This is a genomic window from Candidatus Woesearchaeota archaeon (assembly GCA_030651135.1).
Taxonomy (GTDB): domain Archaea; phylum Nanobdellota; class Nanobdellia; order Woesearchaeales; family JACPBO01; genus JACPBO01.
Genome location: JAUSCS010000010.1, coordinates 102456 through 127187, shown reverse-complemented (window position 1 = coordinate 127187; position 24732 = coordinate 102456). Strand labels below are relative to the sequence as shown.

The 24732-nt window shown below is 37.8% G+C and carries 31 protein-coding genes; 12 read left to right on the top strand and 19 right to left on the bottom strand.

Annotated elements, in window-relative coordinates:
• Nucleotides 1–4: 4 nt before the first annotated feature.
• On the bottom strand, nucleotides 5–829 hold the full coding sequence (locus Q7J54_06190) for a PHP domain-containing protein (GenBank protein MDO8741135.1): 825 nt from the start codon (nucleotides 827–829) through the stop codon (nucleotides 5–7).
• Between the two features lies 1 nt (nucleotide 830).
• Nucleotides 831–1565: a glycosyltransferase gene (locus tag Q7J54_06185; protein MDO8741134.1), complete on the bottom strand. Its 735-nt coding sequence runs from the start codon at nucleotides 1563–1565 to the stop codon at nucleotides 831–833.
• 82 nt (nucleotides 1566–1647) lie between these two features.
• On the opposite strand from Q7J54_06185, the gene Q7J54_06180 reads away from it, so the two are divergent.
• The gene (locus tag Q7J54_06180; GenBank protein ID MDO8741133.1) at nucleotides 1648–2232 is read left to right on the top strand and encodes a hypothetical protein; all 585 of its coding nucleotides are present in this window, start codon (nucleotides 1648–1650) and stop codon (nucleotides 2230–2232) included.
• A gap of 3 nt (nucleotides 2233–2235) precedes the next feature.
• On the opposite strand, the gene Q7J54_06175 is transcribed toward Q7J54_06180, so the two are convergent.
• The 4 genes from Q7J54_06175 to Q7J54_06160 all read right to left on the bottom strand — a co-directional run bounded on the left by Q7J54_06175 (nucleotide 2236) and on the right by Q7J54_06160 (nucleotide 4341).
• Nucleotides 2236–2874 (bottom strand): HAD family hydrolase, encoded by a 639-nt coding sequence (locus tag Q7J54_06175; protein MDO8741132.1) that lies wholly within the window; start codon nucleotides 2872–2874, stop codon nucleotides 2236–2238.
• 38 nt (nucleotides 2875–2912) lie between these two features.
• The gene (locus Q7J54_06170) at nucleotides 2913–3314 is read right to left on the bottom strand and encodes an NUDIX domain-containing protein (protein MDO8741131.1); all 402 of its coding nucleotides are present in this window, start codon (nucleotides 3312–3314) and stop codon (nucleotides 2913–2915) included.
• A gap of 31 nt (nucleotides 3315–3345) precedes the next feature.
• Nucleotides 3346–3528 (bottom strand): hypothetical protein, encoded by a 183-nt coding sequence (locus Q7J54_06165; GenBank protein MDO8741130.1) that lies wholly within the window; start codon nucleotides 3526–3528, stop codon nucleotides 3346–3348.
• A gap of 237 nt (nucleotides 3529–3765) precedes the next feature.
• On the bottom strand, nucleotides 3766–4341 hold the full coding sequence (locus Q7J54_06160) for a 50S ribosomal protein L15e (protein ID MDO8741129.1): 576 nt from the start codon (nucleotides 4339–4341) through the stop codon (nucleotides 3766–3768).
• A gap of 150 nt (nucleotides 4342–4491) precedes the next feature.
• Between Q7J54_06160 and Q7J54_06155 the strand changes: the two genes are divergently transcribed.
• A complete protein-coding gene (locus tag Q7J54_06155; GenBank protein MDO8741128.1) occupies nucleotides 4492–5019 on the top strand; it encodes a 50S ribosomal protein L16 in 528 nt (175 codons plus the stop codon).
• Here Q7J54_06155 and Q7J54_06150 read toward each other — a convergent pair.
• Entirely contained in the window at nucleotides 5016–5558 is a 543-nt protein-coding gene (locus Q7J54_06150; protein ID MDO8741127.1) for a hypothetical protein, read from the bottom strand. The genes Q7J54_06155 and Q7J54_06150 overlap by 4 nt on opposite strands.
• Nucleotides 5559–5566: 8 nt before the next feature.
• On the bottom strand, nucleotides 5567–5923 hold the full coding sequence (locus Q7J54_06145; protein ID MDO8741126.1) for a hypothetical protein: 357 nt from the start codon (nucleotides 5921–5923) through the stop codon (nucleotides 5567–5569).
• 109 nt (nucleotides 5924–6032) lie between these two features.
• Here Q7J54_06145 and Q7J54_06140 point away from each other — a divergent pair, with 109 nt between their 5' ends.
• The 6 genes from Q7J54_06140 (at nucleotide 6033) to Q7J54_06115 (ending at nucleotide 10637) form a co-directional block, all read left to right on the top strand.
• A complete protein-coding gene (locus tag Q7J54_06140; protein MDO8741125.1) occupies nucleotides 6033–6413 on the top strand; it encodes a 30S ribosomal protein S8e in 381 nt (126 codons plus the stop codon).
• Between the two features lie 61 nt (nucleotides 6414–6474).
• A complete protein-coding gene (locus tag Q7J54_06135; protein ID MDO8741124.1) occupies nucleotides 6475–7065 on the top strand; it encodes a hypothetical protein in 591 nt (196 codons plus the stop codon).
• Nucleotide 7066: 1 nt separating this feature from the next.
• Nucleotides 7067–8089: a hypothetical protein gene (locus Q7J54_06130; protein ID MDO8741123.1), complete on the top strand. Its 1023-nt coding sequence runs from the start codon at nucleotides 7067–7069 to the stop codon at nucleotides 8087–8089.
• A 98-nt stretch (nucleotides 8090–8187) separates the two neighbouring features.
• On the top strand, nucleotides 8188–9486 hold the full coding sequence (locus Q7J54_06125) for a hypothetical protein (GenBank protein ID MDO8741122.1): 1299 nt from the start codon (nucleotides 8188–8190) through the stop codon (nucleotides 9484–9486).
• A gap of 6 nt (nucleotides 9487–9492) precedes the next feature.
• Complete coding sequence (locus tag Q7J54_06120; GenBank protein MDO8741121.1) at nucleotides 9493–10179, top strand: endonuclease; 687 nt, start codon at nucleotides 9493–9495, stop codon at nucleotides 10177–10179.
• A 38-nt stretch (nucleotides 10180–10217) separates the two neighbouring features.
• Nucleotides 10218–10637 carry a hypothetical protein gene (locus tag Q7J54_06115; protein MDO8741120.1) on the top strand — a complete coding sequence of 140 codons (420 nt, stop codon included), beginning with the start codon at nucleotides 10218–10220 and terminating at the stop codon, nucleotides 10635–10637.
• A gap of 20 nt (nucleotides 10638–10657) precedes the next feature.
• Here Q7J54_06115 and Q7J54_06110 read toward each other — a convergent pair whose 3' ends face one another.
• A complete protein-coding gene (locus Q7J54_06110; protein MDO8741119.1) occupies nucleotides 10658–10873 on the bottom strand; it encodes a hypothetical protein in 216 nt (71 codons plus the stop codon).
• Between the two features lie 196 nt (nucleotides 10874–11069).
• Here Q7J54_06110 and lspA point away from each other — a divergent pair, with 196 nt between their 5' ends.
• Complete coding sequence (gene lspA, locus Q7J54_06105; protein MDO8741118.1) at nucleotides 11070–11540, top strand: signal peptidase II; 471 nt, start codon at nucleotides 11070–11072, stop codon at nucleotides 11538–11540.
• A 9-nt stretch (nucleotides 11541–11549) separates the two neighbouring features.
• Here the strand turns inward: lspA and Q7J54_06100 are convergent, their stop codons facing one another.
• The 5 genes from Q7J54_06100 to eif1A all read right to left on the bottom strand — a co-directional run bounded on the left by Q7J54_06100 (nucleotide 11550) and on the right by eif1A (nucleotide 14576).
• Nucleotides 11550–12272, bottom strand: a complete 723-nt coding sequence (locus Q7J54_06100) for an HAD-IA family hydrolase (protein MDO8741117.1) — start codon at nucleotides 12270–12272, stop codon at nucleotides 11550–11552.
• Complete coding sequence (locus Q7J54_06095; GenBank protein ID MDO8741116.1) at nucleotides 12269–12691, bottom strand: hypothetical protein; 423 nt, start codon at nucleotides 12689–12691, stop codon at nucleotides 12269–12271. Before Q7J54_06095 ends, Q7J54_06100 begins: the two co-directional genes overlap by 4 nt.
• A gap of 20 nt (nucleotides 12692–12711) precedes the next feature.
• The gene (locus Q7J54_06090; GenBank protein ID MDO8741115.1) at nucleotides 12712–13284 is read right to left on the bottom strand and encodes a hypothetical protein; all 573 of its coding nucleotides are present in this window, start codon (nucleotides 13282–13284) and stop codon (nucleotides 12712–12714) included.
• 68 nt (nucleotides 13285–13352) lie between these two features.
• Nucleotides 13353–14153 (bottom strand): hypothetical protein, encoded by an 801-nt coding sequence (locus tag Q7J54_06085; protein ID MDO8741114.1) that lies wholly within the window; start codon nucleotides 14151–14153, stop codon nucleotides 13353–13355.
• Between the two features lie 69 nt (nucleotides 14154–14222).
• Complete coding sequence (eif1A, locus tag Q7J54_06080; protein ID MDO8741113.1) at nucleotides 14223–14576, bottom strand: translation initiation factor eIF-1A; 354 nt, start codon at nucleotides 14574–14576, stop codon at nucleotides 14223–14225.
• 101 nt (nucleotides 14577–14677) lie between these two features.
• On the opposite strand from eif1A, the gene Q7J54_06075 reads away from it, so the two are divergent.
• The 3 genes from Q7J54_06075 to Q7J54_06065 are packed head-to-tail and all read left to right on the top strand — an operon-like array spanning nucleotide 14678 to nucleotide 19923.
• Entirely contained in the window at nucleotides 14678–15166 is a 489-nt protein-coding gene (locus Q7J54_06075; protein ID MDO8741112.1) for an RDD family protein, read from the top strand.
• On the top strand, nucleotides 15163–16077 hold the full coding sequence (sppA, locus tag Q7J54_06070; GenBank protein MDO8741111.1) for a signal peptide peptidase SppA: 915 nt from the start codon (nucleotides 15163–15165) through the stop codon (nucleotides 16075–16077). The genes Q7J54_06075 and sppA overlap by 4 nt, the downstream gene beginning before the upstream one ends.
• A gap of 12 nt (nucleotides 16078–16089) precedes the next feature.
• Nucleotides 16090–19923, top strand: a complete 3834-nt coding sequence (locus Q7J54_06065) for a S8 family serine peptidase (protein ID MDO8741110.1) — start codon at nucleotides 16090–16092, stop codon at nucleotides 19921–19923.
• Here Q7J54_06065 and Q7J54_06060 read toward each other — a convergent pair whose 3' ends face one another.
• The 5 genes from Q7J54_06060 to Q7J54_06040 form a co-directional block, all read right to left on the bottom strand.
• The gene (locus Q7J54_06060) at nucleotides 19924–21141 is read right to left on the bottom strand and encodes a peptidase U32 family protein (GenBank protein ID MDO8741109.1); all 1218 of its coding nucleotides are present in this window, start codon (nucleotides 21139–21141) and stop codon (nucleotides 19924–19926) included.
• Nucleotides 21138–21842 carry a hypothetical protein gene (locus tag Q7J54_06055; protein ID MDO8741108.1) on the bottom strand — a complete coding sequence of 235 codons (705 nt, stop codon included), beginning with the start codon at nucleotides 21840–21842 and terminating at the stop codon, nucleotides 21138–21140. Before Q7J54_06055 ends, Q7J54_06060 begins: the two co-directional genes overlap by 4 nt.
• Complete coding sequence (locus tag Q7J54_06050; GenBank protein ID MDO8741107.1) at nucleotides 21839–22483, bottom strand: diphthamide synthesis protein; 645 nt, start codon at nucleotides 22481–22483, stop codon at nucleotides 21839–21841. The genes Q7J54_06055 and Q7J54_06050 overlap by 4 nt, the downstream gene beginning before the upstream one ends.
• Before the next feature lie 143 nt (nucleotides 22484–22626).
• Nucleotides 22627–23211 carry a hypothetical protein gene (locus tag Q7J54_06045; protein MDO8741106.1) on the bottom strand — a complete coding sequence of 195 codons (585 nt, stop codon included), beginning with the start codon at nucleotides 23209–23211 and terminating at the stop codon, nucleotides 22627–22629.
• Nucleotides 23212–23264: 53 nt separating this feature from the next.
• Nucleotides 23265–24683, bottom strand: coding sequence for a hypothetical protein (locus tag Q7J54_06040; GenBank protein MDO8741105.1), 1419 nt, complete (start codon nucleotides 24681–24683; stop codon nucleotides 23265–23267).
• Nucleotides 24684–24732: the final 49 nt, after the last annotated feature.

Here is a 24732-nt window from a genome sequence, read left to right as displayed (position 1 = left end):
TGCTTTAATATTCATCAGCTTTCCTGACTTTCATGTTTTTTACAACATTCTCATCACACATACAATCTCCTAAGTTACTTTTAACTATGCCTCCATGAAAATCAGAACCTGATGTTAATATAAGATTATACTTTTTTGCTAATTTTAAAATTTTATTTTTTATTTCTTTTTTGTAATTTTTATAATACCCATTTTCAATTTCAATGCCTGCCAATCCTGCACTAACTAAATTATGCATATATTTGAATTCTTTTTTGTAATTTGCTCCTACAAAAGGGTGTGATAAAACCGCTACTCCTCCTGCATGCCTAATTGCAGATATAACTTCCTCAGTTTTTAGAAGGTTGTACTTGATTGTAAATAATTTACCGATATACTTTCCGCATAATTCGTCAGTTGATTTTAACAGATCTTTTTTAACCAAAATCTGAGCTACAAAAAAGTACATCATCGGATATTTAGGGAACTCCTTTTTTACCTCTTCATAAGAGATATCTACTCCTAATTTCCTAAGTTCTTGAATACAGAATCTAGTTCCATTATTTACCTCCTTTTTATTATGTTCTAAAATATTCAGCAATCCCTCGTTATTTATGTCTATGAAATAGCCAATAACCTCTCCCCAATCAGATAATACCTCGACGCCAGGAATTATTTCTATGCCTAATTCTTTCCCATACATAACAGCTTCTCTCACACCTTCAACAGAGTTGTGGTCTGTTAAAGCCAGATATTTAATGCCTTTTTCTTTTGCTTTTTTGGCTAGTTCTTTTGGAGTAAAAATTCCGTCAGAGTAGATTGAATGGGTATGTAAATCGGCATTTTTCATTTCAGCCGCCTTTCTCCCTTATAACGCCTGCTTTTTCAAGGATCGTAGCTATTACTGTATCTGCTATTTTCTCCACATCATGCACAGTTCTTTTTCTGTGCTTTAATTCTCCAAGGCAAACTTCTTTTATCCTTAAGTTTCGCTTTACTGCATCCACCAGTATGCTTATATCGATGCCGTAATCGTTTCTGAATTCTATGCGCCCGAAAAATCTTTTTCTGGCAGCTATCTGGCCGCTTACAGGATGTGTAAAGCCGGTTGCCGAGAAAAGATGCTTGAGCAGGGGCTTGTAAAGGAAAATGCTTGTGCCGGTCTTTGACTTATACTGGGAAAAATATGATTTTACGAAATCTGCTTCATTTTTCAGGATAGGATCTATCAGCATATTTACTTTTTGAGGAGTCAATGATTCAATATCAGCATCAACAAAAACAATTATGTTTCCTTTTGCATTTTCAACTCCGGTACGCATTGCCATGCCTTTACCCACATTCCTTTTATGCTTGATTACCTTAACTCCGCTAAGCTTTGCTTTTTCATAGGTTTTGTCCTTGCTTCCATCATCAACTATGATTATTTCATTGACTTTGGATTTTTTGACTGTTTCGATGACTTTACGAATGGTCTTTTCTTCATTGTAAGCAGGGATAATTACACTAACAAAATCTTTATGGAATACGCTGTACAAGCTTTGCAGGATTTCATTGACCACCCCAAAAATGTTTTTTCCTTTCACAATGAATAAGAAAAGCTAAGATTATATAAATTTAACGCAAAATTTATATACGCCCCAAAATTACAATTTATAGGTGAACAATATGTATGAAATACTTTATTCGATTGCCTTGATCGTATTAGGAACAGCCTTGGCCTATCTGATAAAGGTGTTCATGGAGAAATATGTGAAGAAAAAGTTTTACAAATGGTCAAAAAACCGCATCTCTTTTGCAGCAAAAAATCTGGGTGATTTCTTAAATCTGCTCAAGATGGTGCTCATGGTTTTTGTATTTTTGGTTTTTTTATCTTACGGATTAGGGCAGATTAAAGAGAATTCATTTATATTGTCTTTATCTGGCTATATGATCTATCTTCTGCCAAAACTATTTGCAATAACCCTCATATTTTTGACAGGCATTATTTTGGCCAGGATAATTGGAAAGGCAATAGAAAATTTCAATTACAATTATTCATACCTGGCTTCGTTCTTTGTGCAGGCGATAATAATCATTGCAACAATACTTACTGTTTTAGAGTATGTTGAGATAAAAACAACTGCCTTTTTTGAGATATTCAGGGTTCTGCTTTATACAATTGGTCTTACAATAGCAATATCATTCGGCATAGCAATAGGATTTGCAATGAAAGACGAGATAAACAAGGTTTTTAAGAAAAAGAAGAAATAGGCATCATATCTTATCTTTTAATTCAGTTAAATTCTTTATCTTATCCGCGTATTCTCTCATGCCCCTTCTGTCAACAAGGATACCCTTTATACCTGCTTTCTGAGCTGCCAGAATATCAGATTCCATGCTGTCGCCCACCATTACAACTTCTTCTTTTTCCAGCTTTAATTTTTCAAGTATTGCCTCAAATGACTGCACATCTGTCTTCAATAATCCTGTTTCATAAGACAAAGAGATTATATCAAAATATTTCTTCATATCAAACTTTTCAAGAATAGGCTCAACTGAAAAGCCGTCTGTATTGCATAATAAAACTAATTTGTGCTTTTTCTTTAATTCCTCAAGAACCTGAATCGTTTCCTCAAAAGGCTTTGCCAATAATCTGTTCTTGTTCCACATTCCAACGCAGTTCTCAATCTGGTAATCCTTTGCCGGAATCTGGAATTCACTGCATACTGCCTCAAATGCCTGCATCAAAGACTCATATTTCTTAGTCATGAAAACCCTTTCAAACTTCTCTACAAAGTCCTGAAACGGCATCTTGAGCCAGAGAATGAACTTTGCCTGCCTTATCGGGCTTGGCTCTACTCCGTTCTCAACCAAAGTTCCCCAAAAGTCGAATATTACTGCTTTGATCCCCATGAAAAGAGGGAAAATGGAATGGGTTATAAAGTTTTCGTTTATTTTCTGTTCTTTTTATAAAACTCTATTGCCAGTTTTGAAGGAAGAAAATGATTTTTAGGAAGATCATCCAATGAAAACCACTTGACAGCCAAATGCTCTTCTGGCTCCATTATTCTTGGATCGCCTTTTGCAATGTCTGCAATGTAAACTATTGAGATCCAGTGCATTTTGTTGCTGAAAGTTTCAGTAAGTGTAAGGAATTTTTTGATTTTTATATCAATTCCGAGCTCCTCTTTTATTTCCCTGATTGCTGTATCTTCTGACTTCTCGTTCAATTCCACTTTTCCGCCGGGAATGCTCCACTCGCTTGGCGTTTTTCTGAGCATAAGAAGGACATTGTTGTTTTTAACAATGATCACGCCAACTCCAACGCCAATGAAATCAACGCCGTGCTTCATAGCCAAAAAAAGAAAGAACTGCTATATAAACTTATATTTTTCTTTGCTGCCTTTCCATCTCAAAGAATTCTCCTTCATCTACTGCCTCATTGAGAAGATCCTGCGCAGACCTGACCCTTGCCATTGTTCCTAATTTACCGCAATAAGGGCATCTCTCTGGAACCTTTTCCTTGTCCATTCTGTATCCGCACTTTTTGCAATATAGGCTTACCATAGTCATTTCTTTTGTTATTCAAATATTTAAATTTTTCTGTCAAAAACCACTAATCATAAATAGGCGGCATGTTGCTACGTTCCACCGCATCATGTGGTTAATTGGAAATGTTCACATTTCCAATTTGCTCAAAAATGCAAACATTTTTGACATTTGAGCATGCTCAGAATTTTCCACATACAAAAAAGGTTGGCTTTCTGCCACCAGTCAAAGACTGGATGGAAAATTCTGACATTTTTAATGCGCCCTTCTGTCATGCGCTCTCAAGCTAGGCCTCATCTTTTCAGCGCCCTTGCCTTTATTGGTTAATAAGCCCCTGCTTCTCTTGCCAGATGCTGTAAGTCCGCGGAAAACCCTGCCTCGCTGGTTAATGATCCACTTAATTCTGTCATCAGCCGCTATCTGCGGATGAGCCCTGTCAACCAAAATAACTTCATACCAATAATGCATGCCGTCTTTCGCTACAAAGTATGAATTAAGAACTTCGCAATTAGGATATTTCTTGACTGCTCGCTGCTCTGCAACCCATTGGTAAGACATTGCCAAATCTTTTCTTACCGAAGAATGCTTTGGCCTTCTTGGATGCCTTGTCTTTGGCATTTGCCTTTTATGCCGCATAACACTCTGCCTTACAATTATAAATCCCGGCTTTGCTTTATATCCGAGAGATCTTGCCCTGTCAAGCCTTGTAGGATGCTCAATCCTGATTGTAACTGGCTCATCCCTGAACTGATTAAGCCTTTGCCTTAGAATTATTTTTAATTCGTCAGTTGGTTTTTTCCACAACTGCCTCAGATATTTGTAAGTTCCCATTTAAGCCTCCATTATTTTTGTTTAAGAGATTCAAGGAAGCAACTCCTCACATTTCTCAATAAGGAGAAAATAACAGCCTGTTTATAAAATTATCTGAAAATCGGACTCAAATCCAAAACATTTAAAAACAACTCCCAAATCTCTTTTATTATGGCAAAGCTAAGAAAAGGCGTATCATACAGGTTTTTGGAAAGGCCTTACACAAGAAAGAGCAAATATAGGAAGCTGTCTTATGTCAGATCCGCACCTACAAGCAAGGTTGTAAAATATAATATGGGTGATGTAAGCAAGAAATTCCAGCTTACAATGAACTTAATCACAAAGGATGCTCTCCAGATAAGGCATAATGCAATTGAAAGCGCAAGGGCATCTTCAAACAAGATCCTTGAAGAAGCTCTGGGAAAAAGCGGCTATTTCTACCAGATAAGGATGTATCCTCACCATATTTTAAGGGAAAATCCTCTTGCATCAGGAGCAGGAGCAGACAGGATGAGCCAGGGAATGGCAAGGCCATTTGGAAAGCCCATCGGCATAGCTGCGCAGGTTAAGAAAGGGAAGATCTTATTTACTCTGAAAACAGACAAGCAGAATCTTAAATTGGGGAAAGAGGCACTGTCAAGGGCGAAGAGAAAGCTGCCATGCAGATGCCTGATTGAAGTTATAGAGAATAAAAATTAATTCTGATGCGTGTCATATATCTTATTGATCAAAGTCAAAGTTTCTCCCAATAATTTCTGACGATCTTCTTCTGAAACTATTTTTATTAGCTCTGAATAATCTGTATTGTTCAGGCCTCTGCCCATATACAACCCATTTTTAAAGAAAAAAGCATCGATTAAGGTATAAGGAATGCCAATGTTCCTCCCATCTTTAGGATTCCATTTACTGGCCTCGACATGATCCGAACATTTTACTCTTTCAACAAGATGATCCTCCACACCGTGATACTCCTTGGATAAATGACTTAGTTTATCGCTAGTGTGATCAATGAAACCGCAATGAATGTCTATCAACAACTCCTCTTCTTTGACTTTTCTTTTAACTTCACGCCAAGACTTATTGCACCATATTCCTGTTTTGACATTGCTGTTCTGAATCTCGTAGAAATCTATGCTCCTATTGCCCTTGAGGTTTCTTTTAATGTACTCGTCCATAACAAATCTGCCCCAATCCAGTTCGCCATAATGATGTCCGAGCGTTACTAATGCTTTGATCATAGAATTAGTTAGCTGACTCTTTTTATATAATATTTGCCTTTCTTTTTATCCATCACATCTATAAAATGTTCAACTGTAGGCATTAGTGCATTCTGAAAGCCTTCTTTGGCTATAAATTCGAGAGAAGGGCAGATTTTTTTATCATACCTGACTTCACTTAAAGTCACAGTGGCATTATGATAGCAATAAGCATCATTCAATGGCCTGAACATTATTTCTGACTTACGCCCCTTGCCAACAAAGCCCTTACTGGCTTGTTTGCCTTCTTTAACCAAATGCTCTTTTGCTTCTCTGTGAAAAGTCATAGTATCTTCAAAATCCTTTGCTTTATACACGAGCCTGATGCAGTTGTACATATCGTTCATCAGACACAGAAATACTGTTGGCTTTTTAAAATTTTCCAATCTGTAACTTGTCAAAAGTAATCAAAAAATAAATCCAAAACTTTATAAATAAGGCGCTTTTTCTCAGCTTATGGCATTGACACAATCCAGATCGAATACAAAAGCGAGCGGCGGAAGAATCAAGGATTACAGAAAGAAAAAGCTGAATGAGCTAGCTAGAGAGCCTTCTTTGACGAAATTAGGTGAATTAAGGAAAAGACTAGTCAGAGCTATGGGTGGAATGATAAAGCAAAGGCTTCTTTCGACAGACGTCGCCAATGTGTATGATCCGAAAACAAAAAAATACGTTAAAGCAAAGATAAAAACTATAACGGAGAACCCTGCCAACAGGCACTATGTCAGAAGAAATATAATGACAAAAGGAACGATCATAGACACAGAAGCAGGCAAGGCAAGGATCACATCAAGGCCAGGGCAGAGTGGATCAGTTGATGCTGTGCTGATTTCTTAAGTGTTACTTTAGAGTGGTTAAAAAATAGAAAGGTTTAAATAGTGGCTGATTTTATGTAATTATGATGATACCTGCACTGGAAGAAAGACTAGAAGGCTTTGACTATTTAAGGCCAGCATTACTGTCTGAATTGGAAAAAGAAAGAATAAATTTTGCTGATAGAAGCAATTGGAATTTATTGCCGAAGGAAAGCGGCGGCCAAAGAGGCAATGTACGTTCTTGGAAATACGCGTGGAGCGATAAAATAATCAATTATTTCAGCGAAATTGATGCGCCTTTATCTGATGAATTTGCCACAAACCTTTATACTGCTTTGAACAAAGATGTAATGAAAAAAGTTGTTTATGGTATATTAAGCATACCTGAAATACCCTCAGATATATACAATAGCTTGACAGACTGGGAAAAACTCTGTTTTGCTGCAGGGACTTACAGCAAGAGAAGCGTAGATGATGTAAGGGACAAATCATTGCCGGAGATTGTCCATTCATTTGTTAAAAGGGGCTATGATTATCTGCACAGAACGCATGCTATAAAAAGAGCGAAAGGTGAATACGAAACCATATTGAAAATTCCAGGCTCACAAAACTATCGTATTAGGGAAAAGAAAGAAACTAGATGCAAAGAAAAACAAATTGTGTTTGAATATTAAAATGCTTAAAATTCTAAACAACCTGCCTAATTTCGGGATAACGCTTGACGAGCTGTTCAGCTTTAGATCAAGGCCTAAGGCAAACCCTGGGCAAAACTATGAAGCATTAAGCCATGCAATAGATGGCATTGAGCTGTTTGAAGTGCCTAGATCTAATCTTGGCGTGCCATTGGAAATGCTGCAGCATATGAATCCAGCAAATATACTGTCTTATTATACAGGGCTTGGGAGATTAATAACAAAAGGTGCGATAAGCTATAAGGGTCAAGAAATTGAATACGAAATGCTGCTGAAGGAAAATCCACCTCACATAATTGTTTCAAGGCTGGTTGGTTATGGATACAAGTATAATGCAATAATAAAAATTAAAAATAAAATGCTGAAAAGAGGAGTCCCAAAAGAAGAAATAAAACAAAGGATGCTTTATTTGTTTATAAAAAATGAAAATGTAAAGAAGGAATTCATGCATTCGTTAAGGGAAGCAAGAAAAACAAGATATTACAAGGATGTTAAAAAACCCATTTATGAAGAAGCGATGAATAAGGATAAACTATCCTATATAGAAAATCTCGTTTATGAATTATACGCAACTAAAACAAGCAAGGAATACTTATGGAAATTAGGAGGCGGCAAAGTCGGCAGAAGAATGAAGACAAGAAGCGAATCAGAGGGCAGAAAAGGCAATTTATATTTTACGTGGGATGTCAAAGGCAATTACAACTGCACATGTCCTGCAAGGGTAGAATGCAAACACATAAAGGAATTGAAAGCAAAAAAGTATGTGCTAAAGGGTTTGCTACCTGAAGAGCAGGAACTTGGAAAAAATGTAGTTTCCCATCGTCATTCAGAATTCAGGGATCCGCTAACAATGAATTTGGATGAAATAACGAATGAAGCAGGAAAGCTTGCAACTATACAAGAAAAACTTAAGCTGGAAGGCGGCAGCCCGGAATATGCAAGAATACTTGACAGGCTCAGGCGGCTTAAGGATATATTTGAATTGAAAAGGCGCAGTGAAATCTAAAGAAACAGAAATCTGCACCTTTCAATCGCAGATATTTGCTGGTTCTTGTTGTTTTTTTAAATAAACATATTTATATATTTGACAGATAATGCCATCACATGCCATTATTCCACAGAAACATCAATGCAAGGCTTCTGCAGCATATTGAAGAATTAAAAAAATTAGGCATACTTCCAAATAAGTGGAAATGGCACAAAGACCAGATAGAGAAATTGGAGCTTGTTGATGAAAAGCTGATCCAAGACCTGATTGATATGCACGCAAAAATCCAAGAAAAAAAGATTAAAACAGGCTATTATGAGGACTTCGAGTTTTTAATCACGCCGTTATACACGCTTCGCAGGGATCTTCAGATAATGCTGAAGCAGGAAAACCTGACAGACAGCATGCGGGCAAGCGAAGCAGAGGCTGTAAACAGGCTTATCGCAGAGATAGAAAAGCATTTCGAGGGAGAAAATGAGTGGTATGGAAAAAAGGCAGCTGCGCGCATAAACCGAATTAAAAACATAATCGCAGAGATTCGCAAAATACTTGAAGAAAATTATCCGGCAAGAGCAGGCATGTTCGATATTGTTTATGAGCAAGATCCAACAATTAAACCTTCAGATCATAGGGCTTTTCCTGCATTCTTTGTTTTTTTAGAAAATCGCAAAGACTGGAGAAAAAGATACATTATTGCGCATCTTTTAAGAGAGGATCTGGATGCAAAAGTCAAGCTTTCAGATCTAAGATCGAAATATCAGCTCGACTACAGTCTTAAAGAAGAAATGAAAAAATCATTAGCTGATGAACAGCAGCCAGAAGAGACGCTAAGCATTGTCAGGAAAATCTTTCATGAGATTATCCTGTTTGCAGCCAATAACCGCATTGCCGACTTATATTTAAAGAAAACATTTGAGGCAGCATACAACATTCTGCTAAAGCAATCAGGCTACATGCAGTACGATAATTCAATTCCGCTGCAGATTATAAGAGAAATGATTAAAAGAGGAATGCTGCCCGAATACGATGCTCTCAAGCAGGAGTGGCTTATAAGCCAAGTCCGCCATGAGTATTCAATAAACCAAAAGGATGCTGAGAACATATACTTTGAAATATGTGAATTAATTGTTGGCGATCTTAAAGCCAGGAAAAATCAGGGAGAAGAAGTCCATTGGAAAGCAGAAGTCAAAAAAGCAGCAGGATCTGACAAAATAATGATAGAAGCAGTTATGCTGCATGAGCAGAATCAAGGGCGTGCTGCAAGAGCAGATGAAAAAAAGATAAAATGGATTGTTTTCCTGTTCCGCGACTGGAGTAAGGTATACATGAGAGACGGCAAATACTCGGAGTATGCTTTTTCAAAATTGGAAAAAGAGCTTGAACGCCAATGGCATAGAAAAGGCTTTGAGCCATAAAATAGAATGAACAAACTGCTGCATATATACCAACAACTATTCAAAAACTTCGGCCCTCAAGGATGGTGGCCTTTGACTGTTTCCGGCTATAAAACAATGCATCATTCAGGAGATCCCAGAAATGACAAGCACAGGCTTGAGATCATAATCGGCGCAATACTCGCCCAAAACACGAGCTGGAAGAATGTTGAGAAAGCGCTTTATAACTTAAGCAAAAACAATTTAATTAATCTTGAAAAACTGAAAAAAATAAATCAAAAAAAGCTTGCAGATTTAATCAGGCCTTCAGGCTATTACAACCAAAAGGCTGAAAGATTGAAGATTATGGCGGATTTTTTATTGAAAAATTCTGTAGAGAAACTAAAAAAACTACCAATTGAAGAACTAAGAAAAACATTGCTGAGCATCAAAGGCATCGGCCCGGAAACAGCAGATTCCGTCATTCTGTATGCATTCCAGAAGCCGATCTTTGTCATTGATGCATATACAAAAAGGATTTTTGAAAGATTAGGATTTAAAGAAAAAACATACGCGCAATTGCAGAAATTATTCATGGATAATTTGGAAAAAAAGCATAAGATCTTTAATGAATACCATGCCTTATTGGTTGAATTGGGCAAGAATTACTGCAGAAAATCTCCAGTCTGCATCAAATGCCCGCTTAACGAAACGTGCAAAAATAAAAAGCTTTAAAAACCTGCAATACTCCTATCCCTAAAAAGAGGTGTATTATGGCTTTTTTGTGGTTCGGAAGGAAGAAAAAAGAGGAGTTTGATCTAGGTCCAGAATTAGGAAGCGAAGCTGGCTTTGGAAGATTTGACCAGCCTCAATATGGCCAACCTCCAACTGATGAGCTTGGACTGCCAACCAATTACGGCCAGAATTCTGCAGCTCCCGAGACGTTTTCACCTTATCCGCAGCAATCCACGGGGCAGTCTTTTCCATCTATGCCTTCATCAACAACACAGAGGCAGTTTGGATCTTCCCAGCCATATCAGCAGCAGCCAACAGGCACAAACCGCGACATAGACTTATTAGCGAGCAAGTTAGATGCTATAAAAGCGACATTAGACGCAATTGATCAAAGGCTCAAGACAGTTGAAAGATTGATGCAGGGCGATGAAGGGTATAAGTTTAAGAAAGGATGGTAATTGAGCTCTCAGAGTTATTATTAAGTCTTACCAATATAGTAAAATAAAAAATAGATGATGATTACTAAAATCATAAGAACAATTATAGTTTTCCAGAACCACTCCCTCTTGTAATAGGGCCTATTTACCCATTTTTTATAACTCTCAGTGAAGTCTTCTGTACTTTCAGTATGACTCAATTTCTTTCCGTCATCAACAAATTCAAAGTTTCCGCCAGTATGGGTTTTAGAGGCCATTATATGCTAGTAAGAATGCTTCTTTTTAAATCTTTTTGTGTATTGTATTTGGTGCTGTAAGTGTTGAGAAGAATATATAATTTCAATTATCAAACCTCTGCAATCTTTCAGATTTCCACTAGAATTTATAGCTCAAGATTTTTAATGCCTTAATTTAGAGAAAGTTTTTTATAGTGTATTCAAAATAAAACAAATAATGAAAAAAATCCTGAAAGAAAACAAAAAATCCATAAACCCTCTGATATTTTTTTTAATACCTGTTTTAATTATTCTTTTTGACCAATTCACAAAATTCTTGATTAAAAATTATTTGGCATTAGGCCAGTCTTTTCCTTTGATCAAAAACACCGTCTATTTCACTTATATCCAAAACACCGGCGCAGGGTTCGGGCTGTTCAGAAGTTTTAATTCTGTTTTGATCTGGGTCTCTGTAATTATAATCGGCATTATTCTGTATTATTATGGTGAAATTATAAAAAACAAAATAACCACAACAGCATTTGCACTGGTTTTAGGCGGCGCAGCCGGCAACTTAATTGACAGGATATTTTTGGGCTATGTTGTTGATTTCATTGACTTCAGATTCTGGCCTGCCTTTAATGTTGCGGATTCTGCTGTTACAATAGGTGTCATTATCTTAATAATTTATTTTTTAAAGAAAAAATAATTATGCCATTTATATCTCTAAAATATCGTTTAATGATGAAATAGTCTGCACGCCGTCATGAGACACAGTTATTGCGCCGTCATCAGATGGTCGGACTAAGAGTCGAAAATCTATTCCTGCATTTCTGGCGCCTTCCCCGTCATCTTTAAGGCTGTCGCCTATATGCAGGATTGAGTTAGTATGGACTCCGGATTTTTTTATTGCATTCCTGAATATCCCCCTTCCTGGCTTGTACACCCCGATTTTAGCGGATATTGTTACAAAATCAAAGTATTTGTTCAGGCCTTTGCCATGATATAATGCCAATAGCCTTGAGTCAAAATTTGAAACTATCCCCAATATTTTGCCTTTCTTCTTAAGTTCAGTCAGAGTTGGCTTAACATCATCATAGAGCTTCCAGCGTTTAGGCTCAGCAAATGTGTTGAAGAGCTCGTTAAAGAATCCTTCAAAATGACTGCGGTCAACAAAGTCCTGATCAAACCTTTTGAAAACAGCATAGACAAGATCATGCCACCAATTCTTTTCTATCTCTTCTGATGTCTTGAAATTGTTTTTGTAGAAGGATTGCTTTCTGATTGAAAATTCCTCCTTGAATGCAATGCCTATCTTTTCAGGAACAGCATAAACAGAATAACTTTCAGCAACTTCAGAGTATATATGGCCTGCTGAAGGAAACGGCTCAATAAGCGTCCTGGCGGCGTCAAAGAAGATTGCTTTGTAATGTTTTGTCATTTGTATTTATTAAAATCTTCAATTCTGGCAATGCAGTATGTAGCAGCATATCCGTTGATGCTTGGATTTTGGCCATGATTGCATATAACGACAACGTCCATGACTTTTTCTTCAATTTTTTTTCCAAAAACTTCTTGTCCATGTAAAGCAAAAATACAATAACGATCAAGAATTGCTATTGCCTTTTTCATATCTTTGGAAAGCCTGTCTTTTCTATATACCTTGGGTTCTCCGAAATATTTTATTAAAAGATCCCGATTGGGACTTAAATGCCTGTCTGACTTGCACATAAACGTCCACATTTTTATTGGAGCTCTTAGCCCTATATCGCCTATGCCGTTTAAGCTGAACACATTGCTTACAAGACTTCCTATATCGCTATCAGAATTTCTTTTGCTTTTAGTTGTAGATTCTTGCATTTTGATCACCACTAAGATTTTTATTTCAAGCAGCCATGCTTCTTATACCCTTTCTTCTTGGCTTCTTCGTCGCTGTTCAGCCAAACCCTGTTTCTTGCATTGATCTTCTCTGCCCAGTCGCATTTTGGCGCGTGGTAATAGCTGGCGTTTTTGCTTGCAACATACTTGCCTGGCTCATAAGTTTCAACAGAATACTTTGATTCAGAAGGCTCCAGTTCAATATCTTTAACAATGTCTTTAGCATCATAAAAATCTTTATCCTTAGCTTCCTTTTTTTTAACAATATTCAGAGAAGCAAGCATGCCTATTATTGTAAACAGAGCAAGTAAAAATAACATGAAAGACCCGCCTGTCAGGAAATAAAGGTAAATGACATCAACCAGCACAGCAGAAAAATAAACATAAGGCCATGCCCATACATCTTCTTCTTTAAGCAGAAGGTACATTATTGAAATTCCGGATATCAGAAAAATGACAGTCAGGAATAGCTGCCATATGAAAATTCCCTCTATGCCGAATGTCGCTTTTATCAGGCCCACTATATCAAGAAACATCACGATCAATATTGCAAAATGCAATCTGCCACCCATCATAATCAATCAAAACAATAAAGAATATTTAAAGATTTCTATTTTGGAGTGGTATAAAGGAGAAAGGGGTTCTATTTATTATATGCCTTTAAAAGCTGATTTCTATGTTCAGCGCGAATCTTGCAATACTTATAGAATGATTCTCCCAGAGCCATAAGCAATTCTTTTAAATTACCTGTTTTCTTGACTATGTGCTTGACCTCCAGAGGGGATTTGTTGTTAAAAAAATAATTAAAAATATCCCTGTTTACCACAACATCCGGATGTCTGACAATTTCATTATAGAGAGCTTCATTATATTTGTGTACAGTGCGTTCTAGTATGCCTTTATGGCACAAGACAGATAAATCGTGTAATGCATGGAAGTTATCAATCGGCAATTCCGAGCTTTTTGTAGCTTCTCTGCCTATGTTGGGCACACAATCGCCCCAGTGATGGCCATATCCATAAACCTGCGTATCTTCATACATACAATATCTTCTTGCATTCAACAGGCGTTTTAAGATACTTTTCCTGAATTTTTCTTTATGAAAAAACTCATGGGAATCTACGGTATGTTCTTCTACTATAATGCACCTTTTTCCAAGCATTTTTTTCATTTTTTTGTTGTACCTGTAACTTTCATTATTATTCTTTGCGTACCACTTGCTTGTGCCGCAGTCAGAAACCACCACTAAAATAGAATTTTCATCATTAACCATATCATTTAGCCTGTTCTCCCACTTCCTTTTCATTGCTTCAGAAGCCCAATGTCCAAAAGTAATTTTCTTGCCCGTCAAAGGGTGTTCTCTGTCTATATACCCTACACCGCCACCCATCCAAATTGGGAATACCATGACATCTGCCCGTTGTATCAGCTTTTTTTCCAGCATTTTAAATCCGCTCTAAGAAAACTTAGAGGCTTATTCACCCCTTTATTCACTATAAAAACTCAGATCATATTAAAACGCTTCAAACTCTGCCAAGTTCTTCAGATAGCCGTTCTTCTTCAGCCACTGGACTTGAGAAGGCCTGTACTTGAAAACAACATCTCCTTTGTCATCTCCGCCGAGCTCCCACGGCTCAATCAGGACAACATCGCCCTCTCTGACCCACAGCTTTCTCTTCATTCTTCCAGGAATCCTGCATATCCTTGTTTTGCCGTCAAAGCATCTTACCCTATTTCTGGAAGCGCCCAATCTTTGATCAAGAATTCCGATGCACTGCTTGCCTCGCGGAAGTTTGACTCTTCTGATCTCTTCCTCAATCTCTTCCGGTGTTGGCGGCGCGCGAGGCGCGCGTGATCGTTCTTGCATTTGGATTGAAGAAATGAGGATTGTCTTATAAAGATTGCGATATTTTGGAATCTTACAGTAATATCAACACATTTAAATATAATCTCTTCTTCAAACCGAATATGAAACTCCCAAAAAAGAAATTGATTGCTGTAAATGCTCCTCTGTTAAGAAGGATCCTTGCATTTCTTGCAGACCTGCTAATTATAAATTTCATAATATTGAAGCCATTCCGGAATGTATTATTGAAATTAATGCCGGGCGGGTCTTTTAATGAAGCATATTCCTATCTGCTGTCAAATCAAAATTCAAACGCAGCATTATTTTTCATTACACTGATGATATCGCTTCTTGCAATGCTTTACTTTGTTATTTTGCAGTATAAATTAGGCCAGACAGCCGGCATGATGCTTCTTAACTTACACATTGAACCTAAGGAAATCAAGCTCTGGCAGGCTCTAGTTAGAAACCTTTTTATAATCCCGATATTTCCGTTCTTCTTATTATGGGTGCTGGATCCTGTTCATATATTATTCAACAGGGAAGGCCAAAGATTTACAGAAAAGCTGTCGAGTACAAAAGTGGTCCAAGCTTATGAGGTGGTAAAATGAACAAATGGGTTGTTGTCATAATTGTTCTTGCTGTTCTGGGTTTTTTCAGCATGATCTTTGCAGGCATTGCAGCACTGCTTGCTTCAGCGCCAGTTGAATCCGGAAATGCTGCAGTCATTCCAATAAAAGGCATTATAATGGCTGATGAATCATACAGCTCATTCGGCAATATAGTTGCATCCTCGACAAAGGTCATTGAAAACATAGACAAGGCAGATAACAATCCCAATGTGAAAGCCATAATCTTTGATATAAATTCTCCTGGCGGCTCAGCAGTTGCATCGGATGAGATTGCAGCAAGAATAAGCAAGCTCAACAAAACAACTGTTGCTGTAATCAGGGAGGAAGGCGCATCAGGAGCTTACTGGATAGCATCTGCGACAGACTATATAATCGCAAACAGGATGTCGATCACAGGCTCTGTTGGAGTTATTGGATCCTATCTTGACATCTCTGGATTTTTGGACAGGTACAACATAACTTACCAAAGACTGGTTGCAGGCAGTGAAAAAGACATTGGAAGCCCGCTGAAAAACTTAACAGCTGAAGAAAGAGGAATAATGCAGGAAAAGCTGGATAAGATACACCAGATCTTTATTGACGAAGTTGCCCAAAACAGGCTGCTGACAGATGAAGAAATTGATGAAATATCAACAGGTGTTTTCTTTTTGGGAATAGAGGCCTTGGATCTTGGCTTGGTTGATGAGCTTGGCGATATAGACTCTGCAAAGCAATACCTTGCAAATACGCTGAATATAACAATCTCTGCATTCGGCTATACTGAAAAGAAGAGCTTTATTGACCTGCTCGCAGAAGCATTTTCGCAGCAGTCTTTTTTCGTCGGAAAAGGGATAGGATCTGCGGTCTTTGATAGAACAGGAATAATAAACAAAATTGACATTCAAACATAAATGATATAGAGAATGAAAAAAGACGTGAATCCAAATATCGCTGTATTTCTGATTTTAACAATCTTTACATTGGTTTTATCTGCGAGTATAGCGCACGCCCTGAAAATCGATGATGAAGTCGATGAGAAATTCAAAACAAACAGCGAAGTTGATGTAATAATAAAATTAAAAGATGACCTGAATTTGGATAATTTCAATATTAACGAGAAAAAAGAAAAAAGAAAAAACAATCAGGAAAGCGTTATTTCAGAATTCTCAGAGAATGAGCTGAAAGCGAATCATAGATATTCCATTGTAAACTCTTTTTCCGCAAAAATAAAGCGCTCTGCATTTAACAAGCTGAAAAACAACCCCGATGTTGAGGCAATCGAATACGACCATCCGATGCAGATTGCCCTTTCAGCAAGCGCTCCGCAGATAAATGCAACCAAGTTATGGGGGCTGACTTACAATGGGACAAATCTTACCGGATTAGGGCAGACAGTGTGCATTTTAGATACAGGCATCCAATACACCCATCCTGCTTTGGGAAACTGCACAAACACAACATTTCTTGGGGGAAACTGCACAAAGGTTCTTGGCGGATATGATTATGTCAACACAGACTGGGATCCTGATGATGACAATGGCCATGGAACTCATGTGGCAGGCATTGTAGCTTCGATGAATGATACATATAAGGGAGTTGCGAATAATGCAAGCATTATAGCAGTCAAAGTACTTAATTCAGCTGGAACTGGAACAACGGCCAACATCATAGCAGGCATTGACTGGTGCGTCAATAACGCATCAAGGTACAATATAACAGTAATCAGCATGAGCCTTGGCACTTCTGCTTTGTACACCAGCTACTGCGATGATTCTTATGCATCAATGGCATCTTCAATAAATTCTGCAATCGCAGCAAATATTTCTGTTTTCGCAGCAACAGGAAATAACGGCAATAAAACAGCAATTGTATCTCCGGCATGCATACAGAATACAACATCAGTAGGAGCCGTCAACAGCAATGATGCAATTTCTTACAACAGAAACAACATAACAGATGTGCTGGCTCCGGGCGTGAGCATAACTTCAACTTATACAACAAGCGGTTATGCAACTTTTAGCGGAACTTCAATGTCAACTCCGCATGCAGCAGGAGCAGCAGCATTGCTGAGGCAGTACAGGAAACTTGAAACAGGAGCATCGCTGACATCCCTGCAAGTTGAAAACGCATTAAAGATAGGCAAAAATATAACAGACAGCTCTGGCTCAAACCTTAATTTTACAAGAATTGACTTATGGCCTGCATTGGCATCTATTGATACAAATGCTCCGATAATAACCTTTGTCGGGCCCACTCCGCCGAACAGCACAATAACAAAGAACAGCACAGTTTACATAAATGTAACAACAAATGAGATCCTGACTTCTGCATTGCTGGAATGGAACAACACAAATACAACAATGAACGGCACTGGAACAAATTTCTTTTTTAACAAGACAATAACAAATGGAACATTCTCTTACAGGGTTATTGGCATAGACTCGTTCAGCAATACAGGCTATTCCCAGACAAGGAGTATACAAAGAAACAGTTCAGCAGCGCCGTCAATAGATTCTTTCTCGCCAATATCAAACTATTCAATGCTGGAGAATTCTACATTGCAGTTCAACATATCTGTTTCTGATGCCGATAATGATACATTGACATTCTCATGGAAGTTTGACGCAGCTGAAAATGCAACAACCCAGAACTTTACATTTTACGCCAATTTCACTTCAGCAGGCAATCATAATCTTACAGCTTATGTTTCAGATGGCGACGTGACAGTATACCTGTATTGGAATCTCACAATAAACAATACAAACAGGGTTCCTTCTATTTCAAATCTGAACATTACTCCTCAAAATGCAACAAAAGCCAACAATATAACATGCGGCTATAATTATTCAGACCCAGACAGCGATGCAGAAAGCGGCACAAAGATAAGATGGTTTTTAAATAATTCAGTAAATGTAACATTTGAAAATTCAACAACAATAAATTCCACTCATCTCATAAAAAACCAGACATGGCGCTGCGAAGTAACTCCCAAAGATGGAACAGCTTATGGAACAGCATTAAACTCCTCAAACATCACGATACAAAATTCAGCACCTGTTCTGGCATCAATCGGCAATAAATCAGTAGCAGAGAATTCAACATTAATCATACAAATAAATGGGACTGATCTTGATAATGAGGCATTAACTTATGGCACAAATTTCAGTTACGGTACTCTTAACATATCAAATGGCACATTTGAGTGGACTCCTAACTTTACTCAAGCTGGAAATTATTCTGCTGTCTTTAATGTTACAGATGGGGTTGTGAATTTATCGGAAACAATAACAATAACTGTCAATAACACAAACAGGGCGCCGTCAATAGACTCTTTCGCGCCGAATACAGCTGCATTCTCTATAAACGAGAATGAGACAGCGTCATTCAACCACACATCTTCTGATCCAGACGGCGATAATATGACATACTTATGGAGGCGGGAGGGCCTTATTCAAGTCACATCGCAGAACTGGAATTACACATCAAATTTCAGCTCAGCAGGCAGCTACAATGTGACGCTTGTTGTTTCAGACGGATCTCTTGACAGGACAAATTACTGGAATCTTACTGTGAATAATTCTGACAGAGCACCCATATTGAATGTTACAATCCCAAATCAGACATGGTATAAAAACGCAAACAAGACAATCAATCTCAGCCTTTATTTTGCTGATCCTGACGGCGAGCCAATGAATTTCACAAATACAACTGCTCCGGTAAATGTGACAGTTTCAATAAACGGCTCAATTGCTACATTAACACCTGCTGAAAACTGGACTGGAAATACATCAATTGCATTTAATGCTTCAAATAATCTCTCTGCATTAAGCAATACAATAATACTCAATATAACAACTGACTTAGACGGAGATGGCATTGTCTCAACCTCTTTCAGCGGAACAGACTGCGATGACAGCAATTCAGCAGTCTATCCCGGCGCTTCCTGTACAATAAGCTGCTATTCCGGCTCAACTTATAGCTCAAGCTGCGCATGCTCAGGAGGAAGCTACACTTGCGGCGGCAGCAGCGGCGGAAGCAGCAGTAGCGGAGGAGGCGGAGGTGGTGGCGGAGGCGGCAGTGCAAGCGCAGCAGCATCAAGCTCCCAAACATTCATATTCTCTTTAACAGCAGGGGAAATAAAGACCATGTCGCTTCCAAAAGAAAAAATAGCATTCGCAAGCGTTCAGCTTGCAGTTTCAGCAAATGTTGAAAATGCAAACATAAAGTTTGAAAATCTAAAGGAAGTTCCGCCAATAGGAATAGATGTTCCGTTAGGAACAACATACCAATATGTGCAGGTTACAAAATCAAACATCCAGGATGCAGCAATAAGCTCTGCAAAGATACAGTTTGTAGTTGAAAAATCATGGCTGAGTGAAAAGGGAATAAAAGATTCTGATGTTGTTTTGGTGAGATACACAGATAAATGGAACGAATTAACAACAAAAAAGGCAAGTGAAAGCGACAAATATGTGTACTATGACGCAAATTCGCCTGGCTTCAGCTATTTTGCGATAACAGCCAAGAAGAGTGAGAAGGCGGAGAAAATAACAGCCGCAGCAGTTGCGAATATTACGAATGTTTCTATTGATAACATAACGATCACGAATATGGCTTCTGAAGAAAACATCACAGCTAAAAAAGCAAAAGAAAAAACAGCAAATAGATTTTTAATGCCTCTGCTTATTTTATTTCTTGCTGCTGTTGTTGTTTTTGATGTTGTTCTGGTTCTATGGCAGAAAAAGAAAAATCTTTAGTCAGAAATGTTTGATCAAATAAACCTTATCATTCTCCCTTACAGCATTTTTTAATTTTATTGTCACAATGCTGCCTTTTTTAGCTTTATTTGTTTTTTCATTCCTGTCATTCAGGATCGTTTCAGCTTTTTCATTCACAACGCCTGTTTTATTACCCTGAAACATAAGCTCGCTGTTAATGCCAAAGCCAAGCCTTTCGACTTTTATTAATGCAACGTTGCTTTTTTTATAAAAATTTAAAACTTTGCCAACATACTCTTTCTTTGATGTCGCTTTGCTGCCATACGCATCTGCGAAGTCCTTTGCAGTCGGCATACCGAGGTAAAACCCGGATGAAAAGCCGCGGTTATAGGCTGTTTTAAGCTTTTTCAGCAGCTTGTTTTTTATTTCGTTTAGTTTTTTATAATTGCTTATTGCTTCTTTGTAGCATTCTACTGCCGTTTTTACATACTCCGGGCTTCTGTTTCTTCCCTCTATCTTGAAAGCATTGATTCCTGCTTCGATCAGTTTGTCAATAAAAGGCAAAGCGCACAGATCTTTCGGACTCATTACATAGCTACTTCCCAATTTTAATTTGTATTTGTCTTCAGGATCATAAACAACATACTCCCTTCTGCATGGCTGCAGGCATTCGCCTCTATTCGCTGATTTGCCGAATAAATGCTGGCTTAAAAAGCATCTTCCGGAAATGCTGACACACATTGCGCCGTGGATGAAGCACTCTATTTCAACATTTAGTTTATTTTGTTTTATCTTTTTAATTATATCTTTTACCTGCTCCAGGCTCAATTCCCTTGCAAGATTTATTCTGGTTATATTTTTAAACTTGCTTTTCAATGCCTTTACTGCCTCAAAATTGCTCATTGACGCCTGTGTTGACAGATGAACTGGCAGATTTAATTTTTCACATTCATTCACAACAGAAAAATCCCAGCAGATTATCGCATCTATTTTTGCTTCCCTGGCTTTTCTTAAAATGTTTTTTAATTCTTTTATCTCCCTGTCATAAATAATCGTGTTCAGGCATAAATATGCCTTAATCTTATTCTTGCGGCATTCTGCAGCAATATTCTTTAATTCATTCAGTTCAAAATTGCCTGCAGTCATCCGCATATTCAGCTGCTTCAATCCAAAATATATTGAATCTGCTTTTGCATTTATTGCTGCCCTCAGCATTATCCAGTTTCCAGCAGGCGCAAGAAGTTCAGGTGTTTTCATTCTAGCATTTCTCTTATGAATTTTATCTCCTTTTCCAATATTCCTTTTTCTCCAGGCCCAAAATTTTCCTCAATTATTATCGGCACTTTCAGTTTTTTTATAAATTTTAATTCTTCAATAAGCGCTTTGCTGCATAAGCTCAATGGCTGGTGAAGCTTGCCCTTTATTGCGCCGCTCAGATGAACTGCAGTTAATTTGTTTTTAAATAATCTGTAAAGCTTCCCTATTTTATTGACCGAATACATTGTCGGATGAGTTGTGTCCAGCACATAGCCCAGCTTAGGGTGTTTCCTGAATATTTTTTTCAATGCAGCGCTTTTCACACCTGCGCCTTTTTCCATGTTCTCGATTGTCGCTTTAAATCTCATGTTCAAAATATCATCATAATGCTTTATTTTGTGGGGATGAAAATTTATGTGCTTTGCATTTATTAAAGAAGCGATTTCCTCAATCTTTTTAAGCAGGTTTCGGGATCTTGTTGTATTCTTAAAATTATGCCCAAAAGGAGCATGCACGCTGTTATATTTGAGGGTTCTTAGATATTTTATTGCTGATTGTTTCAATTTAAACTTTCTAAGCTGCTTTACTTTGCCCAAGGTTAATTCAATTCCATCAAAATTAAATCTTTTAATGCGCTCAATTTGTTTATCGAGAGACTTGTACATCCTGTAAATCGAGCCAGTTGCAAAGCATAGAGTCATATTTCCTCTAAATTTATTATTGTCTTTGCTGTATTTTCGAAATCGTCCCTTAATCTTGGGCATGCTGTATTCACCCAGCACTCTATAAATGGAAAGTCCTCAAGCTCGTTAAGATCAATATTATCTGCGGTGAAGATGTATGCATTTTTTCCTTTCCTTTCCAAATGATCTTTTAGCTTTAACGCTGCCTTTAACTTTTCCTGCCCTGGCTTTGTTGAAACTATTATTCCGATATTTGTTGAACTCAGATATTTCAGAAACGCGCCTTTCTGCCTGTTTTTATATTTTAAGATTTCATCATCGCTTATCTTGTCAAAAACATTGTCTGCAGGATCATAAGTAAATACAGCCTTCTTTGTTTTCAATGCAATGCCTATAGGATGGAAAGCGCCATCTCCAATATACAGAAAAGCATCAACTTTTTTTTCAATGTTTTTTGCAGCAGAAGCATCGCAGCCAAGTATCTGGCCGCCGATAATTGCTTTTTTCCCGTATTTTTCAAAATCTTTTTTAATATCCTTTAATCTGTCAAGAAACTGCACTGAGCTGACCAAGCCAACCCTGTCAGGCAGCTTTTCAAATGCCTTTGGATCAATCTTTACCTCGCCTTTGTATTTTGCTGCGATAAAAAGAGTTTTCATTAATGATGAAAGAAGCGTTGTTATTTTTAAGCTTTACTCAAAAAACTTTAGTTATACGGCCCGGCTCTCTGTCATTTATCTTTTCTTTCAGGCTTTCTAATTTTTCCTTTCCCGCCCCGGTTTCCTTCCATGACCTGTGGGTATCAATGAATTTTATCCACCAAAGCAGAGAATTCATCATCATTGTACATCTTATAGGGGCTGAACTGGTTTCTTTTCATACATGCAAGGATATCAGCATATTTCTCAAAGTTGGCTGCCATCTTCATCAGTACGCTGCCCAGATCATCATCACCGAATCTTAGCTCCTGCCTGTAGGCGGATGCAAATCTGTAGCAGTACTTGCCCATTTCAATTGAGCTTTCATGATTAATTTGATCATCAGAAACAATTCCGAAGCTCAGCAGCAGAAAATCGGCATTTGTTTTGTAAAATATAAATTTCAGCCTGCTGTCTTTTTTCTCAACAATATTTATAATCTCCTGCTTGTCGTTTACATACCTGCTGAACCTTGCTCTTGCAGAGGGATTTACAAAAGAGCTGCACAGCTTTATAATGTAAATCACAGCATCGTCCTCAAATTTCATAAAATTGCCTTTGTCTTCCCTGTGAGAGTTATATTCTTCATTGAGATTGAATCCCAACAGCCTGCACGCCCTTCCAAAGCAGTCAGAAAAAAGAGATTCGATGTTTCCGCTTTCTTTAAACTTCAAGTCAAAGTAATCCATCAGCAATAGAATAAAATTTCATTATATAAATGTTTTTATGATGTGCTACGAATTTAGTAATGCTGTTTATATTTCCGATATCTGCTAAAAGCATTTTCAGCAGTATGTGTTTCCGGATCCCACCAGCCATATTTTTCTGCAGCCCTATCAACGCCCAACCCCAATAATCCACCGGCAAATGCCCCTAATACAAGCATAAGCCCAACAATATATGTTTTTTTGTCACTTACATCAAAGCCTTTCTTGAAGTTAGCTGCATAAACCTTCTTGCACCTGTCCATCATTCTGTTGTATATTTGTTTAGAATTGCCTTTTTTGCGGTCAAGCTCAACAGCAATTATCTCTCTGGTGTCAGCTTCAAGCAATGGCAGCTGGTTTTCTGCCAAGCCTATTCCTGCGAATATTTCATTGATTGATTTTTGCATTTCAAGCCCGTCATCTTTAGCTTGCTGGCACATAAGATATTCTGGCGGGCCTGGCCAGCTTGTTGTTTCTTTTCTTGTTTTGTATTGGGGCTTAACTTTATCTTTAGTCTGCCTCCAGACATTGGCATCCTTTTTGAGTTCCCTCAAATATTGGCCAATTACCGACAAATTTCCATTAAATGTTGAGCCGATTTTCCAAGTAGATGCAATCCTTTCCAGAGTAATTTTATCAAGTCTCGCATTTTTGTCTCTGCTTACTTCAGCTGCCCATTCACCCTCTGCATTGGTTTGAGATGCTGTTCTTATGACTTTGCCGTATTTTAGCTCTGGATGCTTTTTTAAAAACTCATCTAGGTTTTTTGATGCTCTCTCTCCGATATCATTAAAGTATGTATGAAAGTAAATGGAATAGTCATATTCATATTCAACATATGTTTCTGTATGGGTGTTGCCATCAGAATCAGTATAAGTTCGTGTTTTCACAACAGGCTTGTCGTAATCCTGCCTTTTTACTTTCCATGATTTTTCAAAAGTCTGAGCCACTGGTTGAATCTCATTTCTTGCTTCATCAAATTCTTTAAGCTCATCCTTGAATTTTTTTGCATCCTCTGGAACTGTTTTTAGTAATAAATAAAGCGGATGGTGGTGGTGCGTTAATGCCGGATCCATCTCAACCTCTAGCTCAAATGCAAACTTTCTAAGGGATAATTTTCCGCCGCTATTTGCTAAATTTGAGCGTTCAAAGATTTTCATATTTATGTCATTAAGACCGGCAAGGTATGAAGTAGCAGCTGGAACTTCTATGCCTGCATACTGCGCATCTCTTTTGATCTGCGTTATTTCAGAAAATGCCAGGGGTGTTTTGCTGCTGCAAAACATATATGTTATGCCGCCAGAAAGAGCGCATATTAAACTTGCTCCGACAAGTATTTCTGCAGGTGTTTGCCAAAAAAGTTTTTTTGCGCCTAGCCAGATTTTTTCAGGATTCTTAACTATATCTGCTATATTGTTTTTTATTACGCTTGTTCGACTTTTTCTATCCATCATATAGGGATAATGCTGATTTTATTTATAAATCTTTCTATTTTTACTACTA